The organism is Streptoalloteichus hindustanus (assembly GCF_900129375.1).
GTDB lineage: Bacteria > Actinomycetota > Actinomycetes > Mycobacteriales > Pseudonocardiaceae > Streptoalloteichus > Streptoalloteichus hindustanus.
In genome coordinates this window covers 69019-86139 of record NZ_FQVN01000007.1, presented here as the reverse complement: position 1 = coordinate 86139, position 17121 = coordinate 69019, and the positions used below count along the sequence as shown (strand labels likewise).

Below are 17121 nucleotides of genomic sequence, written 5' to 3'. Positions count from 1 at the left end.
GTGAATGGCGACGCCCGGCAAATCCCCTCACCGATCGTGATCAACCATGCGACCGCCGTCACGAACCCTATGTGCTCGGTGGCCATCACCAGACGCACCGCTGAGGAAATCAATAGTCCTTTCAGGACAGTCAATGTTTCGCTTTGGTGGGTGGTTGGCCCCTGCCCGACGGGGGACAGTCACTTCCCGGCACGGGAACGGTTCGGGCAGGGACCAACCGCTTGGTCAGTGCACGCTCGTCTAGCAGCCTCAGCATGTTGTCGACCGCGGTAGAAGCGCGCTGTGCCTCGTACGCTCACTGGTCTCCTCGGAGCGGGTGAACGTTCCGTCCCGTGGAGCTGGTTGTGTTCGTTGTCGGTGGTCGCGGCCGAGGAGGATGTGGGGGTAGCCGCGGTGGACCTGTGGCCCCAGCTCCACTCCGAGATCGGCGATGGCTTTCTCCAGGCGGGTGGTGGCCTCGTTGACGTCCTTCGCCTCGCCCTTGAACTCGAACTCGACGAAGTCTCCCCAGCCAGCGAGGTGGTCGAGTGCGACCTCCACCTCGGGTAGCCGCCAGGTGGTGCGGGTCTTGTCGACGGTGACCAGCGAGGTGAAGCCCAACGCTTCCACGAGGTGGCGTAGGGCTTCGGCGTCGCCGACGGTGGTCTCGTACTCGTCGGCGTGGGACTTGGTGGTGGTGTCGACGGGGTGCCAGAGCTTGTAGTTGAGCGAGGAGCCGCGGTCTTCGGTGCGGATGCGCAACCACTCGGAGATCACGGTGGGAGCGAGGAAGTCGCGGGCCGGGTGGTTGTAGTAGGCGTCGATCTGGCGGATGGGCGCGGTGGGGGTGGCGCCTCGTGCGGTGAGCGCGGTGATGAGAGCGGAGGAGCTGGGTAGCTCGTACTTCTGCTCGACCTCGATGTAGCGCATCACTGGTCTCCTTCCAGGCTGTGCGGGTGCGGGTGCGGGTGCGGGATCGCGCGGATCTCGGCGATCTCGTCATCGGTGAGGGGGACACCCAGGCACGTGAGCGTGGTGTGGATCTGCTCAGGATCTCGGAACCCGACAAGGACGACCGCGTCGGGGGCGTGTTGCAGGGCGTAGCGCAACGCGACACGAGCCAGGGCCGCCGTGCTGGTGCCATAGCGAGCACGCAGCGGCGCCAACCGCTCGGCCAGTCGACGCAGGGCCTGCTGGGAGAAGCGGGGATCGCCGCAACGGTGGTCGTCGACACTGAACGTCTGCGGCCGCTCGGTTCCGAGCTCGCGGATCAACAGGCCTTGGCCCAACACCTGTTTGATCAGCACGCCCGCCCCGTGCTGGCGAGCGAAGGTGAAGATGTCAGTTTCATCTGGACCGTAGAGCGGGCTGAGCAGGTTGTAGCGGACGGTGAGTACCTCGGGTCGGAACGCGTGGAACAGGCGCAGGAAGCGCCTGGCCTGTCGGGCGCGGTCATCGTCGCCGACGGCCCACTGCTCGGCGAAGAAGTGCGGGGCGCGCATCCCGACAGCGCGGATGACACCCTGCACCCGCCATCGCGCGAACAGCTCGAGGACCTCGGGCAGGTAATGGTCGTTTTCGCCGAAGTCGTCGCTGTGCAGGAAGTAGATGTCCAGGTGGTCGGTGCCCAAGTTGTCCAGCGTCGTGGCGAGCTGGTGGGTGACCTGTCGAGGGTGGTAGGGGTGGGGACCGGTGCCGGCGAAGTACCCGACCTTGCTGGAGATCACCAGGTGATTCCGGTCCACCTGTCGCAGCAGCCGGCCCAGCAGGCGTTCGGAGTGGCCCAGGCCGTAGACGTCGGCGGTGTCGAACAGGGTGATGCCCAGCTCGTGGGCGTGCACGAGCGCGGCGTAGGCGGCCTCGGGGTCGACGTCGTCCCAGCCGATCGATACACCGTTGTTCCGTGCGGGACCACCCAGCGTCCAGCACCCGGCGCCGATCGCGGAGACCTCCCGATCCAGGCCGGGCAGGACCCGGCGTTGCGGGCAGGACATGGCGTTTCCCTTCCGCATCAGGTGCCGCAGGGGTCGCCGGCGTTGATGAGGTCCCAGCGGCGGTTGCCCTTCCAGCGGGCGTATTCCCGGTGCAGCAGGTCGCGGTGGTCGTTCGGCAGGCCGGCCCGCACGGCGGTCACGAGCGGATCCAGCACTTCGCGCAGTTCCCCGATCGTGCTTTCCACAAGCCCGGCGCACGTCTGGTGCAGCCCTTCTCGGTCGCCGATCTCGAGATCGGTGTTGTCCAAGGCGCGCAGCATCGCGCCGAACACCAGGTAGGCGGTGTTCTTCAGCACCCGCCGCAGATTCCGCACCGCGTGATAACTGGGGCCGTCCAGGATCTTCTCCAGCGACTTGAGGGTGTAGTCCAGCGGGAAGTTCCGGTCGATCCAGCGCTGTGCCCACCCGGCCAACACCCCGATCCGCCAGTCCGCGTAGCGAGCCTCGACCCGCCCCATCGACGGATCGATTCGACCGGTGAGCCCGGCAGCCTCAGCCCTGCGCGTGTAGGCCGCGCCGATCAGGCACTCCATTCCCACCAGCATGTAGCTGATGCCGGTGTAGAAGGGCCGCCCGGTGGAGTGGGCGGCGACCCAGTGCTCGTCGCGCACCCCCTCGACGATCTCCTGCACATCCAGATCGGGTTGGGAGCGCAGCAGCAGGTCCGTGCGCCCTTGGAAGGCGTAGGTGGCGCGCAGTTCCTCAGCGCTCATCAGCTGGTCGAAGGTGATGTAGGTGAACCGTGGTGGCACGCCCAACGCGGTGAGGGTGCGGATGGCCAGGGCGTTCTGATCGCCGGTGGTCTCCTTGTTGAACCGTTCCAGGATCGAGGTCACGCCGGACTCCACACCGAAAAGGCAGCGTCGCAGCCCCCGGTCGACCAAAGCACGCCACAGGCGCGCCCGCTCGTGGTGCCAGCCCAGGTCCCGATCGAGCCGAACGACCTGGTCGATCCGGCAGGATGTCTCCCAGGCGAACCCCGCTGCGCGGAGGGCGTCAGCTGCGGCCAGCGCCCGCTCCACAGCGTCCTCGTCGCGACCGATGAACTCCTCGTCCACCAGATACAACGTCCTGCTGGTGCGGGGATGTCGATCGAAGACGTCGCAGATCTCTCGCAGCATCCACGTCATGTCCTCGGGATTCGTCCCAGCCCACTGTCCTTTGTGTCCCCGAGGGCAGAAGCTGCAGAAGTTGGTGCAGCCACGACTGAACTCGAGTTGGGCGACTCCCCTGTGGGCGAAGGTTGACGCCAGCAGGTCCAGCTCGGGTAGGAAATCGGTCTGAGCCCGGTTGGCCACTGTGGCGGTGCGCCGGACTCGCCCGATGCTCATCGTGCCCGCACCGCGGGCGGCTCCGACATAGCCGACGCCCCGAACGTGCTCCAGGGCGAGGTCACCGTGCCAGTGCGCGACGATGTCGGCGATGGTGGGTTCGCCCGCGCCCCGCGCGATGAGCAGGCCCGGGTAGCGTTCCAACAGCACCCGCTCGTTGCGCACGGTGAGGCTGCCCCCAGCCAGCAGCAGTGGCGGGCGCTCCATCGCCGTGACCGCATCGAGCAGGCGGGTCATCAGGTCGTGCTGACCGAAGGTCGCCGAGACACCCAAGATGTTCACCTCGCCCGAACGGGCGCGGTTGATGATGTCGGCCAGGGTGACACCCAGTTGCATGTCCATCAGCTCCACCTGGCCCAGCAGGGTGGAGCGGGCGGCCCGGGCCAGGTCGGAGATGCCCAGTGGGAAGCGGGGAAGCGGAAAGAACTCCGGGTGATACAGCGCCGCCAGCAACACGCGGGGACGTAGCAGACGTCGCCGGCCCTCCTCGCTCAGACGAGCCGTCGACAGCCACGACTCTGGCGTGTGCAACTCCAGGTGCTCTCGCGTCCAGGCGGGCCACTGGCGGGTGCTGTGCGGTTTCCCGGACAGGTCGGCGACGGTCCACACTCCAGATGGGTTCTCAACGAACACCAGGCGCCGGTCCAAGGTGCCACTGACGATGACCGCGTGGTTGTGGCCGAGAAGCTCGACCAGGGAGGCGTGAATCCGGTCCGGTTCGGCCATCGGCGCGGTCCAGATCCTCGAACGCAGTGGGGGAACAGACCCACCGGTGACAGCGGCGACCATGTGCACCAGGCGGTCTCGGGGGGATGACAACAACTCACGCATCGAGGAAAACCTCCCCAAAGGGATGCAATGGCCAGAAGGGGCCGGCGAACGCCCAACGGCTCGCGTGACGCCTGTCGACGCCAGGAGACGGGTGCGGCAAGGGCGTGTCCTCTGGGCCGTGACTGGGGTTGGTGGCCACTTTCCGCGCGGATAGCGGTTTCCTGACCTTGCCGGCCGCGCCGGGCTCACCGAGAGATGCCGGACCGATCGGCATCGCCTTCGGTCGACGTGATCGGCGCGGGCGATCGGTTTGACCGATCACCACGCTGGAACAGACGGAGTCCCCGCTACTGTGGCGCGCACCACAAGACGGAGGACCTCATGAACGTCCTACCTGGTGATCGACCGCTCGACCCTCACCTGTGGGAGCACCCTCAGATGCGTGCGGCCCTGGCTCGACACGACATCGGCCGGGTCTACCGGCTGTTGGGCGCCGCCGGCGTGTCCCAGCGGCGGATCGCGTCGATGACCGGGCAGAACCAGTCCGAGATTTCCGAGGTCGTCAGCGGCCGACAGGTCCAGGCATACGCCGTGTTGGCCCGTATCGCCGACGGCCTGGGAGTCCCCCGTGGGTACATGGGGCTGGCGTACAGCGACACCGCTGCCCGACGCTGGAGCGTGTCACCCGTTCCGCACGGCACGAAGGACGACGACTTGATGGAACGTCGAGGCTTTCTCGGACTGGTCAGCAAGATTGTCATGGGTGCGTCGCTCACCTCATCCGAACTCGACCTGCTCGCCGTGGCGCCCGGCCACACGCCCGCTCCCGACCGGGTCGGTGCCGCTGAGGTCGACCAGGTGAAGTCCCTGACCGCGGCCCTGCGTGCTTACGACGTCGCCCACGGCGGCGGTTCCTGCCGGGATGCGATCCTGGCGCATACCCAGTGGGCCGAATCGCTCCTGCACGCCTGCCCGGACGCTCTTCGACCCCGCCTGCTCTCCGCGGTCGCCGAGACCAAGACCCTGGCCGGGTGGACCGCGCATGATCTCGGTCTGGCTGGTGAGGCCCGCCGCTACCTGGGCCAGGCCGTCCGCGACACCCAGGAGGCCGGCGACCCGGCGCATACCGCGATCGTGCTGCACCACCTGGGCCGGGTCCCGTTGGACAACGGCGATCCCGTCGAGGCGCTGAAGTTCTTTCAGCTCGGGCAGATCGCCGCCCAGGACTCCCGCTCGGGTCTGGCCGTGGCGTTCCTGCTGGCCAACGAAGCTGTGGCCTATGCCCACCAGAACGATGCCCGGCAGGCGGTCACGGCGTTGCGTCGCGCCGAGGACGAGTTCGCCCACACCCGCCACCGAGACGAGCATCCCGGGTTCGCGCGGTTCTTCGACCATGCCGCGTTGCAGACCGCGGCCGCCCGGGTGCACAGCCAGCTCGGGTTGAGCGACGAACAACACCGGGCTGAGGCCATCATTCGCCTTCGGCGGGCCGTTGTTGACATCCCTGCGGATCATGCCCGGCAACGGGCGTTCAACCTGGCGTGGTTGGCCACTTGTCTGATCGCCGAAGGCGAGTATGCGGCTGGAGTCGAGCTGGGGCGTCAGGCGGTGGAGGCGGTGCGTGATGTGGCCTCCACGCGGCTGCGGGAGCAACTGAAACTGTTGCAGGAGCAGGCTCAGCGACACCAGCACGACAGTGATGTTCGGCAGCTCGGTCACGACGTCGCGGTGCTGCGTTCAGCCGCCTAGCAGAAGGCGAGTCGGATCACCGCTGCCTGAGCGACGTCTGTCCGATTGGGACACGTCGAACGAGTTGGCTGGCGCACGTCCTGTCGCCCTTCGAGGAGGGCGACAGGACTCGCGTGGTCCGCGCGCAATGGCTGGTGCAGGTGCGGGTCTTGCTGTGGTTGACCTGGTCAGCGGAAGAGTGGGTGCTGTTCGTACCAGCGTTGTTTGGCGCCGTTCCAGCAGTCCCAGACTTCCGCGGGGGTGCCGTTGGCGTCGCCGCCGGCATCGAGGCAGCGGTTGTTGAGTTCGCTTCGAAGATGCGCGCCGTCCCAGTACCAGCGTTGTTTGGCGCCGTCCCAGCAGTCCCACACCTCTGCTGGGGAGCCGTTGATGCCGCTGCCGGCGTCGAGGCACTTGTTGTCGCGGTCGCTCCGAATGTGCTTCCCGTCCCAGTACCAGCGTTGCTTGGCTCCGTTCCAGCAGTCCCAGACCTCGGCGTTCGCGCCGTTGGCTCCGCTGCCGGCGTCGAGGCAGCGGTTGTTGAGTTCGCTGCGGATCCAGACGCCGCGGAGCTGGTGGTCGGCCGCCATCGTCGGAGTCGCGCCGACAGTGGTCGCGGCCAGCAACGGCAGCACCAACACCAGGGTTCTACTGACGGATCTTCGTCGGGTTCCGGTTCCCGTCACGCCGATCACGCTCCTCATATCTCGCGACATGGTTCGGTGGCTCAGTCGGCGTCGCCAGGCTACAGCGGGGGATCGGGGCGGAGAGTGCGCTGTCAGGCGGAACTGAGTGCGCTGTTGGCCGTGGGTGTGGGGCTCCGGTTGGGCAGGTCTGTCCATTGAGGACGGTGGACCGAGGCGTTCGCCTGGCGCGACGCCTCGGTCCTTTCCGGCGGGTGGAGGTTTCCGGTTCTAACGGGGGAGTTGGTCGTCAGACGGGGGCTGGGGGAGGGCTGTCAGCAGTGGGGGCATGGCTGGCAGGCTCGGACCTTGACGTCGTCGATGACCGGCCCGTGGCCGGTGCCGGGCGTGGTGCTGGCGAAGGCCAGCGTGGTGGAGGGGTTGGTGGCGACGAAGGTGAACTGCCGGGTCACGTAGCCCATCGTCGTGGACGTCTTGCCGGTGATGTCGAAGGAGAAGTCCTGGAAGTTCTGCCCGTCGATGAGCGCTTTGCCCGTCTTGACCGCCGGGGCCCCCGCCGTGTTGCCGGCGAGCGAGTACGTCACCGTGTACGTGGTTCCGGGAACCGTGGTGAAGGTCTGGGACACCGTGCCCGGCCCGCGGCCGTTGAGGTCGACGGACTGGTCGCCCTCCGCCGCCTGCCAGAACCCGGCGCCGATCAGGTCGACGCTGCCGCTCGTGACCTGCCACGGTCCGATGGACTGCCCGCTCGTTAATTCCTGGAAAGTGCCCGCCTTGACCTTGGGCGTTTCGAAGCTGCCGTCGTCGAAGTGGCTGAGGGCCTCGGGCGAGGCGGCGGGTTTGGTCGCGGTGTCGGTCGGCGTGGCGGCGCTGGCCGTGCCCGCGAGAACGATGCCCGCGACGACGGCGGCGGCGACGGAAAAACGAGCGAGTTTCATGAACTGCCCTTCCTGGGGGGTGGCGCTGAGTGCTGCCCGATCAACTGCGGGGGCGACGATACTGACGGCAGACAATTCCGGAACATCCACCAGGAGGGGTGTACCCGATGGGGTGGAGCACGGAGGATTGCGGTCGCTTAGGGCGTTGTCATTAACTCGTGAGGGGGATCTTTTCGCTCACTCACCCACTCGACAGGACGCTTGGGTGAGTGCGAGCCGCCGCTCCTGGTCCACAGTGGACAGCGGGCGCGCGTGGTCTGGACCGCAACCGAGGCGGAACACTCCGCGCGGCCCTGATCGGAGCTGGTCCCACAACTGTCCTCTGTGGACGATGAAGCGAGGTGGGTCGGCCTCCGGGTGGAGGCCGACCCACCGCCCGCTCAGCGGGTGACGTCGTAGACCATCTTCTGGACGCCGTTGGCGTAGGCCTGGCTCTCGACGAGCGTGAGGTTCCGCTTGTCCCGGTCGGCGTCGCTGAACAGCCGCTTGCCCGCGCCGAGCAGGACCGGGAAGACCAGCAGGTGGTAGCGGTCGATCAGGCCCGCGTCGGACAGGGCGCGGTTCAGGGTGGCGCTGCCGTGGATGATGATCGGGCCGCCCTCGGTCTCCCTGAGCGCGGCGACGTCGTCCAGCGAACGCAGGATGGTGATCTCGCCCCAGTTGGTCACCAGGTCCGCGTCCCGCAGCGTGGTCGACACGACGTACTTCGGCATCGCGTTGTAGCCGGGGAACTCGGCGGTCATGCGCGGCCACACCGGCGAGAACGCCTGGTAGCTGACCCGGCCCATCATCATGGCCGTGGCCTCGTCCTGTTCCCGGCCCTTGATCTCGTAGGCGGCCTCGACGAACTCGATGTCGTTGGCGGTCCAGCCCGCGTTGTGGTAGCCGGGCTCTCCTCCTGGGGCCTCGACGACGCCGTCGAGCGAGACGAACGCGGTGGCGATCAGGGTGCGCATGGTTGCTCCTTGGTGGGGTTCTGCTGTGCTACGGGTTTCGCGGACAGTGCACGGCGGTGCCGAGGTTCCGACGCGAACGGCTCGACGCCGAATCGCTCGGGGGCCTCTGCGCACAGGGAGATCACAAGAGGGTTCAGCGGGCGTCGACGCGTTCGTGGCGCAGCAGCACGGCTTGGTTGTCGAACACCCGTGACTCGACCAGGCGCAGTGCGGCGCGGTCCGCCACATCGGCGAACACGGGCTTCCCGCCGCCGAGCAGAACCGGGTGGACGAAGATGTGGTACTCGTCGATCAGGCCGTGGCGCGTCAGGGACGAGGCCAGCTCCGATCCGCCGAACAGCAGGAAGGTGCCGCTCTCGTCGGCCTTCGCGCGGGCCAGGGACTCGACGTCCCGGAACACGCGCGCGTCGAACGGCGCGTCCTGGAGCGTGCGCGAGACGACGGCCTTCGGCTTGGCGCGCCAGATCGGCGCGAACTCGAGATCGTGCGGGTGGTCGGAGAGCTGCTCGGCTCGCGGCCAGTAGTTGGACATGAAGCCCCACACGATCCGGCCGTAGAGGAACGTGTCCGCCGTGGTCGACAGCTCGCGCGAGTAGGCGGCGATCTCGGAGTCCATGACCGGCCAGTCGAACTCGCCCCGGGGCCCCTCGATGTACCCGTCCAGCGACTGGTGGACGAAATGGATGATGCGACCCATCGTTGTGCTTCCCTCTCTCGGGGTGGCCGACCGGGTGAGCCCTCGGCGTCCGGGGGTGTGAGTGCGAGTTGTAAACGACACGGATCGTGTCGCGAGGAGGATGGCAGCGCACCCGGGTCGTGTCAACACGACACGTTCCGTTTCCCTTAGCCTGGGGGCATGGCCAAGGCACCGAACGCGGCGCGCCGCAGTGAGAGCAGTCGGCGGGCGATCCTCACCGCCACCCAGGAGCTGTGCGGTGAGAACGGCTACCGGCGGGTCACCGTCGAGGCCATCGCCGCCCGCGCCGGGGTGAGCAAGAAGACCATCTACCGGTGGTGGCCGTCCAAGGGCGCGGTCGTCCTGGAGATCCTCGACGAGGCCGCGTCCATCACCGCCGACCCGCCCGACACCGGCGATCTCGCCGCCGACCTGCACACCCAGTTGACCGAGGTCATCGGCCTGCTCGCCCCGTCGCACACCTCGCCGGCCGCCGGGCTGATCGCCGAGGCGTTACAGGATCCCGACCTGGGCCGCGAGCTGCGTGAGCGCGTCATCGAACCGCGCATCGCCAAGTTCAGGGAACGGCTGCGCCGAGCGCAACAGCAGGGGCAGCTGTCGCCGGACGCCGACCTCGACGTGGCGCTCGACCTGCTGTACGGCCCGCTCTACCACCGGCTGGCCTTCCACCTCGGCATGCCCGACCCCGACTACCTCGACACCCTCATCGCCCACGCCCTGCGCTCGCTCACCCCGCCGGACTCCACCAACTGACCCGTCCGGGTGCGGCTGGGCCTGGCGCCAGGAAGGGGCGGATGATGGTCCGCCCCTTCTTCGTGCTGGCGACTCGGGTCCGGCGCCGCCGTCAGCGACCACGGGCCCGGGGTGTTGGCGTTCAGCACGCCCTGTCACTCGTCCTCAACGTCCATGGCCACGAGGGTCGCGGTGACAGAAAGCGGCACCACGTCCGGCTCACACGGCGTGATCTCCTCGAACAGCTCCATGGCAGACACCTCCCTTCCGTGCGTGGGTGTCGCACCCCCGCCTTCCCGCCAGCTGTTGAGGGCGAACACGCCATCACTGGACCGGGAGACGCAACGCCACACGAGTGGGTGAGACTCGACTACGGGACGTAAGTGCCACCCCATCCGCGGGGACACCCGGTCACCTGTCGCCGAAGGCGGGATGCGCGCGTCGCACGGACGACCCAGCTTCCTGCCTCTCGTGTGAAACTCCGAGAAGTGGCTTGGCTACGCTCGGTCCATGGCTACTGATCTTGTGGAGGACCGCGGCGACGAGACCTACGTCGCGCGGATCCGGGACATCACCGTGACGCCGTCGTTTCCGGAGCCCGGCAAGCCGCTGCGCTGCGACCTGACCGCCGAGCTCACCGAGCAGGTCGACCTGACCCAGGTCGTGTGCCAGTTCCAGGTCAAGATCGGGATCGTGACGCTGATCCGCAAGACCTTCACGCTTCCCGACCTGTTGAAGCAGTTCGGGGCGGAGCTGACGGGTGATCTTCGCCCGGCCGCCGGGGAGTGGAAGCAGAGCTGGACCTTCAACCTCCCCAGGGAGGTCCCGAAGGGCGACTTCCGCCTCTACCTGCAGTCCTTCACAGAAGATGACAAGGACTTCTGCGACCTCTTCATCCACGCCGACCTCCGGCCGCGTCGGTAACGCGCGCCAGCGACGGAGAAGCACGGGGTGCCCGAGGTGTTCCGGCGGGGGCGTCGCGCAGCGCGACGCCCCCGCGGTGTCGTGGCGGGCTCGCTCACGTCGTCCAGAGTGGATGTTCGGCGGGCGTACACGCGCGGGTAAGCCAACGGACACGATCACTGGGGATGGCTCGCTTACGTTGCGCGGGATCGCGAGGACGTGAGGAGTGTTCGGGTGATGGATCGCAGATCGTTCATGACGGCCGCCGGCGGCGCGGCGGCCGCGGCGGCCGCGTCGGCGCTGACGCCGGGGCAGGCGGAGGCGTTGCCGGACTGGGGTGTGACGGGGCCGGTCGTCCGGTTCAACGTGATCAGTGACATCCAGGGCGACCTCACCGACTTCGGGCACGCGCTGGACGACATCGCCAAGATCAACCCGAACAGCGCCGGGCTCGGCATCGCCGGCGACATTACCCCGCGCGGCTACGACTTCGAGTACGCCCAGGTCCAGCAGACCCTGGACCGGCACCCGCACCCGCGCAAGGTCGCGTGGGCCATCGGCAACCACGAGTTCTACGTGCCGAAGTGGCGCGACCCGAACACGCTCTCCCAGGAGACCTGGCCCAACGGGACGACCGAGGACTCCCTCTTCCGCAGCTTCTACCGCTTCGCGGGCCGCAACACCGTCTACACCGAAACCTCCTTCGGCGGGATTCCGGTGCTGTGCCTGGGAACCGAGCGCTACGCCAAGTACCACGACCCGAAGCTGTGGGACGAGGTGTGGATCAGCGACCAGCAGTTCACCTGGCTTGAGCAGCGGCTCAAGTACTGGGCGGGCTGGCGCAAGCCGGTGATGGTGCTGACCCACCACCCGCTGCCCAACACGGTCTCCGGCACGCACAACAAGCTCTACCGGTCCGACTACCTCCAGCCCGACCGGCTGCTGTCGATCCTGGGCCGCTACCAGGACGTGTTCCTGTTCTCCGGGCACACGCACTGGGACCTCAACCTGTCGGACTGGGTGGTGCGCCGGGTCGTGCCGGGAACCGGCAACCTCGAAGGCTTCACCGTGGTCAACACCGCCGCCGTCCAGGTCGGCTGGGTCGACGACGGCAAGGGCGGCGAGGTGTCCCTCGGCGGCGCGTTCAACCAGGGCCTCCAGGTCGAGGTGTCGCACCGCGCGGTCGTCATCAAGGCCCGCGACTTCACCACCCGCACCTGGCTCAAGCAGATCACCGTTCCCCTGCACAACGCGCTGTGACGCGTGGCGGGGCCTCCTTCCGGCTGGGCGCGCTCTGGAAGGAGGCCCCGCTCACCGTTGCCGTGGATGCGTTGTCCCCGCCGGAAATTCGTGGCTCGGGGCGCTTGTCCGCGGGTACGGTCGCGGGATGCCTGACGCGCTCTTCGCCCACTCCCGTCTCGCGCCCCTCTACGACGTGTTCGACGGGGACCGCGAGGATCTGACGGCCTACCTCGACATCGTCGACGAGTTGGGCGCGAACCACGTCCTCGACGTCGGTTGCGGGACAGGCTGCCTGGCGGTCCTGCTCGCCGAGAGCGGCCGCACCGTCGTGGGCGTCGACCCGGCCGAGGCCTCGCTGGAGGTCGCGCGGGCGAAGGACCCAACCGGAAGGATCACCTGGGCTCACGGCGACGCGACGGCACTGCCCGCGCTGGAGGCCGATCTCGCGGTGATGACGGGGAACGTGGCGACTGTCTTCCTCACCGACGACGACTGGGCGCGGACCCTGCACGGCGTTCGCGGCGCACTGCGCCCCGGTGGTCATCTCGTGTTCGAGACCAGGCGTCCCGAGCGCCGGGTGTGGGAGGACTGGGCCGCCGACACCGCTGCGGACACTCGGGACGTGCCCGGAATCGGGGCTGTGGAACGGAGTCTGGAGGTCACCGACGTCAGTCTTCCGCTGGTCTCCTTCCGCTACACGTACCGGTTCCTGGCCGACGGCACGGTCATCACTTCCGACTCCACCGTCCGGTTCCGCAGTCGCGAGGAGGTGGAAACGAGCTTGGTCGACGCGGGTTACCGCGTGCTGGACGTGCGGGAGGCCCCTGATCGTCCGGGGCGGGAGTTCGTGTTCATCGCGGAGAGCACGAGGTGAGCGCGAGGTGAGAACGCCGGAACCGGCGGAACCGTCGCGGTCGGGTCACGCCGGCTTGCGGGCCAGCAGGTAGGCCTGCGGCGCTTTCTCGTGGGGTGGCTGGGGTTCCCGCACGAGCCGTGCTTCCACCGTCAGGCCCGCGTCCGTGAACAGTTCCGCCACGAAGTCCGGCCGCAGCCGGTACGCGTCGAGTGTGATGTCGTGACCGTAGCCGTGGGTGATGTGTCGCGGTTCGTCGCCGACCTGGAACGCGGTCAGCAGTCGGCCGCCCGGCGCCAGCACCCGCGCCAGTTCCGCCACCAGCGGCGACAACCGCTCGGGCGGGGTGTGGATCAGGGAGTACCACGCCAGCGCGCCCGCGAGAGAGCCGTCGGCGATGTCCAGCGCGGCCAGCGATCCCACTTCGAACCGCAGTCCCGGGTGTGCCCGGCGGGCCACCTCGACCATGCCGGGGGACAGGTCCACACCGAACACGTCCAGTCCCAGCGCGGCGAGGTGACCGGTCAGGCGTCCCGGTCCGCATCCCAGGTCCCCGACAAGTCCTGTCGTGCCAACCAGTTCGGCGAACGCGCTCAGCACCGCCCGATCCCACGGGCTGTCCGTCAGCGCGTCCCGGAGCAGGTCGGCGTAGGACTCGGCGACGGTGTCGTAGGCGGTTCGGGTCTGGGCCAGGTAGGCGGGTTCGGTCACGAGCCAGGACACTAACCCGTCGCGGGCTTGGTGGCGCGGACGATGGCCGAGTGCAGGCCGTCGGCGACCGGGTGGGTGGCGGTGATCTCGATGTCGGCGAACCCCGCGGTTTCCAGGCCCTGGCGGTACTCGGAGAAGGACAGGGCGCCGGCGATGCAGCCCACGTAGTCGCCGCGTGCGGCGCGCTGGGCGGGGGTGAGGTCGTCGTCGGAGACGACGTCGGTGACCCGGATGCGCCCGCCCGGCCGGAGAACGCGGAAGGTCTCGGCGAACACCGCGGGTTTGTCCACGGAGAGGTTGATGACGCAGTTGGAGATCACCACGTCGATGGTGTTGGAAGGCAACGGGATGGCTTCGATGGCGCCCTTGAGGAACTCGACGTTCGCGACGCCCGCCCTGGCGGCGTTGGCCACGGCGAGGGCGAGCATCTCCTCGGTCATGTCCAGCCCGTAGACCCGGCCGGTGGGGCCGACCCGGCGGGCGGAGAGCAGGACGTCGATGCCGCCACCCGAACCCAGGTCCAGGACGCGTTCGCCCGCTCCGAGCTCGGCGACGGCGGTGGGGTTGCCGCATCCGAGGGACGCGGTGACCGCCTCGGCGGGCAGCGCGGCCTGGTCGTCGGCGCTGTAGCGGGCCGCGCCGAAGTTGGGGTCGACCTCGGCCCGCGGCGTGCCACAGCACCCGACGTCGCCGTTCTCGCTCACCCGGACCGCCGCGGCGGCGTAGTGCTGGCGGACCTTCTCCCGCAGCTCGGCAGGCTGCTCGCCCATCACTGACTCCTCGTCTCCACGGTGCCGCGACGCGGCTTCGGTCGAAGTGTGTCGGTGAACTCGGGGAGAGCGTGGCCCGCTGAATCGATGCCTGTCAACATAGACACTTGTCGAATCAAACGATGGGGGCAACGGGCCCGTGCCGCCGGGGGACGTGTCGACGGTCTTCGACCCTGGTGTGCGAGGCGATGGGCGCCCGGTGCGGCTGTTGTCGTTGATCGCCGCGCACGGGTGAAAACGAGGTGGCGTCGAGAGCGGAAATCGTTCTCCCCACCGGGGGAATACCTGGGGCTCGTGGCGTCGCCCGCGGATCGGACGCCCCGATTGACCGTCCACAGTGGAGGAAGAAGTGGTGATCGAGGGAGGACTCTTTTCCTTGCCCCCTTCAATTTATAGCGGACCGGTGGGCTTGCGGCAAGGCCCGGGAGGTGCCCCAGAATTGCCCGCCGAAAGCCAGGACGAGCGAAAACGGAGATCCGGAAGTGCGTGTTCTGTTGACGACGTGGGGATCGCGCGGGGACGTCGAACCGCTGGTGGGGCTCGCGGTGGCGTTGCGGGAGCTCGGCGCGGAGGCGCGGTTGTGCGCGCCGCCGGACGAGGACTTCGCGACACTGCTGGCGCGTGTCGGTGTGCCGCTGGTGCCGCTCGGGCCGACGGTGCGTTCGGTGGTCGCCAATCCGAAGCCACCGACGGCGGAGGACGCGTTCCGGCTCGCTCCCGAGCTGGTGGCCGCGCGGTTCGACACCCTCACCGCGGCGGCCGAGGGATGCGACGCGCTGCTGGCGGCCGGCCTGATGCCGGCCGGCGCCCGGGACGTGGCCGAGAAACTGGGCATCCCCTACGTGTACGGGTGTTTCCACATCTTCGGGCTGCCGTCGCGGCACTTCTCCCCGGGGATGCGGCCGGGCAGGCAGTCCTCGGCGGACGAGGCCGACAACCGGAAGCTGTGGGAGGAGGACGCCCAGCGGGTGAACGGTTTGTACGGCCCGGCGCTGAACAGCCATCGGGCCGCGATCGGTCTGCCGCCGGTGGACAACGTGCGCGACTACGTCTTCACCGACCAGCCGTGGCTGGCGGCGGACGAGGTGTTGTGCCCGTCGCAGGGCATGACGGACCTCGACCTCGTGCGGACCGGGACGTGGGTTCTGCCCGACGACCGCCCGCTGCCGGAAGGTCTGGAGGCGTTCCTGGACGCCGGCGAGCCCCCGGTGTACGTGGGCTTCGGCAGCATGGCCGCGTACGCCCCGAAGGACATCGCCCGGGTGGCCACCGAGGCGGTCCGCGCGCACGGCCGTCGGATCGTCCTCGCGCGCGGCTGGGCCGGCCTGACCCCGATCGACGACGCCGACGACTGCTTCGTCGTGGGCGAGGTCAACCAGCAGGCGCTGTTCCGCAGGGTGGCCGCGGTCGTGCACCACGGCGGCGCGGGCACCACCACGACGGCCGCCAGGGCCGGCGCGCCCCAGGTGGTGGTGCCCCAGATCGCGGACCAGCCGTACTGGGCGGACCGGGTGGCCGAGCTGGGTATCGGGGTGGCGCACGACGGCCCGACCCCGACCACCGACTCGCTGTCCGCCGCGCTCACCACGGCCCTGGCCCCCGAGACCCGAACGCGGGCGACCGCCGTGGCCGGCACGATCCGAGCCGACGGGGCGACGGTGGCCGCGAAACTGCTCCTCGACGTCGTGAACCGGGAAAGCCGGCCCTGACCGCGTGATCACGCGGAATCGCTGAGCTTCGCCACACCGTGCGCCACACGAGCTCGTTCTACCACCGAGTGTGTCCACAATAGACAGTGGGCTGGCGCGCGGCCGGAAAGGCCGTCATTCTGCAATGCCGCGAGGCGGCGTTCGCGAACAGCCCCGCCGGATCGCCACTGTGCACAGCAGTGCGCACAGCAGTGGCGATCCGGCTGGGTCCGATCACTCAGACAGCCGCCGGGTGAATGACGATGTCGTCGAGCCGCGTGCGGGCGTAAACCCTGACCTCGTTGTCGAACTCGCCGGAGGTGTCCTGCGCGGGCAGCGAGCTGCGCACGACTCCCTTCGTGCTCCTGGCGTCGACCGAGGCGACGGCGCCCTCGCTGATGCCGACCTCGATGCCCCCGGAGGCGTTCGTCAGCTCCGCCTGGCCGCGCGTCATGCGGCCGATCCGGATGGGACAGTCGCCCGCGTTGGCGATGACGCTGCCCTCGGCGCGGTCGACGTCGACACTGCCGCGGGCGCTGCCGAACTCGACGTCGGACCAGGCGTGGCCGATCCAGATCTTCCCGGTCGAGCCCTGGTACCTGACCAGACCCGTGACCTCGCCGATCCGCACCCCGGCCGCGCCGCCCTCGATGACGGCGCTCCCGTCGACGTGCCCGATCTCGACCCCACCGGTCGAGAGGTTCGCCCGCAGCGCGGCGATGTGGTCGAGCCGGACCTGACCCGAGGCCGTGTTCAGCTCGCAGTCGCCGAGCAGGCCGTCGGCGCGAACGTCCGTCCACGCCGTGTTCAGGACCAGTCTGGACCCGATGGGCAGTTCGACCGTGATGGCGACCGAACCGGTCTTGTCGCCCGACTTGGTCGTCCTGATCGACAGCTCGCCGGCGGAGAAGTCGACCTCGGTGTTCTCGGCCACCCGCACGTCCGACTTGTCGGCGCTGTTGATGGGCTCGACCAGCACCACGGTGTCTGACCGGTGGCTTGCGGCGACGCGCACCCGGGCGCCCGCGGTGGTCAGCGTGGCGGTGATCGGCTCCGGCGTGGCGAATGCGGGCATGACGAGTCTCCCCATGATGTGTGCGTGGTGTCGCGCAGGTGGTTGCTGGCAGGCGGCTGAACCGCCTCGGCCTCTGGAGTGGCTGTTGTGACCACAATCGCCGACAGGC

The 17121-nt window shown here is 68.7% G+C and carries 16 protein-coding genes; 6 read left to right on the top strand and 10 right to left on the bottom strand.

Translation table 11 applies throughout. The annotated features are described in order from the left end of the window. Window positions 1–249 precede the first annotated feature (249 nt). From cyaB to BUE43_RS22060, 3 genes are read right to left on the bottom strand one after another with little or no spacing between them, the layout of a single operon-like run. Window positions 250–909, bottom strand: a complete 660-nt coding sequence (gene cyaB / locus BUE43_RS22070) for a class IV adenylate cyclase (protein ID WP_073486353.1) — start codon at window positions 907–909, stop codon at window positions 250–252. Next, a complete protein-coding gene (locus BUE43_RS22065) occupies window positions 909–1973 on the bottom strand; it encodes an aldo/keto reductase (RefSeq protein WP_159447770.1) in 1065 nt (354 codons plus the stop codon). The genes cyaB and BUE43_RS22065 overlap by 1 nt, the downstream gene beginning before the upstream one ends. Window positions 1974–1990: 17 nt before the next feature. Beyond that, window positions 1991–4030, bottom strand: a complete 2040-nt coding sequence (locus BUE43_RS22060) for a radical SAM protein (RefSeq protein WP_083960013.1) — start codon at window positions 4028–4030, stop codon at window positions 1991–1993. Window positions 4031–4513: 483 nt separating this feature from the next. Between BUE43_RS22060 and BUE43_RS22055 the strand changes: the two genes are divergently transcribed. Next, window positions 4514–5824 carry an NsdA family TPR-like regulatory protein gene (locus tag BUE43_RS22055; RefSeq protein WP_143174314.1) on the top strand — a complete coding sequence of 437 codons (1311 nt, stop codon included), beginning with the start codon at window positions 4514–4516 and terminating at the stop codon, window positions 5822–5824. Window positions 5825–5991: 167 nt separating this feature from the next. On the opposite strand, the gene BUE43_RS22050 is transcribed toward BUE43_RS22055, so the two are convergent. The 4 genes from BUE43_RS22050 to BUE43_RS22035 form a co-directional block, all read right to left on the bottom strand. After that, on the bottom strand, window positions 5992–6438 hold the full coding sequence (locus tag BUE43_RS22050; protein ID WP_159447769.1) for an RICIN domain-containing protein: 447 nt from the start codon (window positions 6436–6438) through the stop codon (window positions 5992–5994). 323 nt (window positions 6439–6761) lie between these two features. Beyond that, a complete protein-coding gene (locus BUE43_RS22045; RefSeq protein ID WP_234995845.1) occupies window positions 6762–7475 on the bottom strand; it encodes a choice-of-anchor C family protein in 714 nt (237 codons plus the stop codon). 290 nt (window positions 7476–7765) lie between these two features. After that, complete coding sequence (locus BUE43_RS22040) at window positions 7766–8341, bottom strand: dihydrofolate reductase family protein (protein WP_073486343.1); 576 nt, start codon at window positions 8339–8341, stop codon at window positions 7766–7768. A gap of 133 nt (window positions 8342–8474) precedes the next feature. After that, window positions 8475–9038, bottom strand: a complete 564-nt coding sequence (locus BUE43_RS22035) for a dihydrofolate reductase family protein (protein ID WP_073486341.1) — start codon at window positions 9036–9038, stop codon at window positions 8475–8477. Between the two features lie 159 nt (window positions 9039–9197). Between BUE43_RS22035 and BUE43_RS22030 the strand changes: the two genes are divergently transcribed. The 4 genes from BUE43_RS22030 to BUE43_RS22015 all read left to right on the top strand — a co-directional run bounded on the left by BUE43_RS22030 (window position 9198) and on the right by BUE43_RS22015 (window position 12789). Beyond that, complete coding sequence (locus tag BUE43_RS22030; protein ID WP_073486339.1) at window positions 9198–9791, top strand: TetR/AcrR family transcriptional regulator; 594 nt, start codon at window positions 9198–9200, stop codon at window positions 9789–9791. Window positions 9792–10280: 489 nt separating this feature from the next. Further along, on the top strand, window positions 10281–10694 hold the full coding sequence (locus tag BUE43_RS22025) for an ML domain-containing protein (protein WP_143174313.1): 414 nt from the start codon (window positions 10281–10283) through the stop codon (window positions 10692–10694). Window positions 10695–10910: 216 nt separating this feature from the next. Continuing rightward, entirely contained in the window at window positions 10911–11933 is a 1023-nt protein-coding gene (locus BUE43_RS22020; protein ID WP_234995844.1) for a metallophosphoesterase family protein, read from the top strand. A 127-nt stretch (window positions 11934–12060) separates the two neighbouring features. Continuing rightward, the gene (locus tag BUE43_RS22015; RefSeq protein WP_073486333.1) at window positions 12061–12789 is read left to right on the top strand and encodes a class I SAM-dependent methyltransferase; all 729 of its coding nucleotides are present in this window, start codon (window positions 12061–12063) and stop codon (window positions 12787–12789) included. A 45-nt stretch (window positions 12790–12834) separates the two neighbouring features. Here BUE43_RS22015 and BUE43_RS22010 read toward each other — a convergent pair whose 3' ends face one another. Continuing rightward, entirely contained in the window at window positions 12835–13479 is a 645-nt protein-coding gene (locus BUE43_RS22010; protein WP_073486810.1) for a class I SAM-dependent DNA methyltransferase, read from the bottom strand. A gap of 11 nt (window positions 13480–13490) precedes the next feature. Continuing rightward, on the bottom strand, window positions 13491–14249 hold the full coding sequence (gene arsM / locus BUE43_RS22005) for an arsenite methyltransferase (RefSeq protein ID WP_073486331.1): 759 nt from the start codon (window positions 14247–14249) through the stop codon (window positions 13491–13493). A 482-nt stretch (window positions 14250–14731) separates the two neighbouring features. Here arsM and BUE43_RS22000 point away from each other — a divergent pair, with 482 nt between their 5' ends. Next, window positions 14732–15958 carry a glycosyltransferase gene (locus BUE43_RS22000; protein ID WP_073486329.1) on the top strand — a complete coding sequence of 409 codons (1227 nt, stop codon included), beginning with the start codon at window positions 14732–14734 and terminating at the stop codon, window positions 15956–15958. 217 nt (window positions 15959–16175) lie between these two features. Here BUE43_RS22000 and BUE43_RS21995 read toward each other — a convergent pair whose 3' ends face one another. Continuing rightward, on the bottom strand, window positions 16176–17012 hold the full coding sequence (locus BUE43_RS21995) for a DUF4097 family beta strand repeat-containing protein (RefSeq protein ID WP_073486327.1): 837 nt from the start codon (window positions 17010–17012) through the stop codon (window positions 16176–16178). Window positions 17013–17121: the final 109 nt, after the last annotated feature.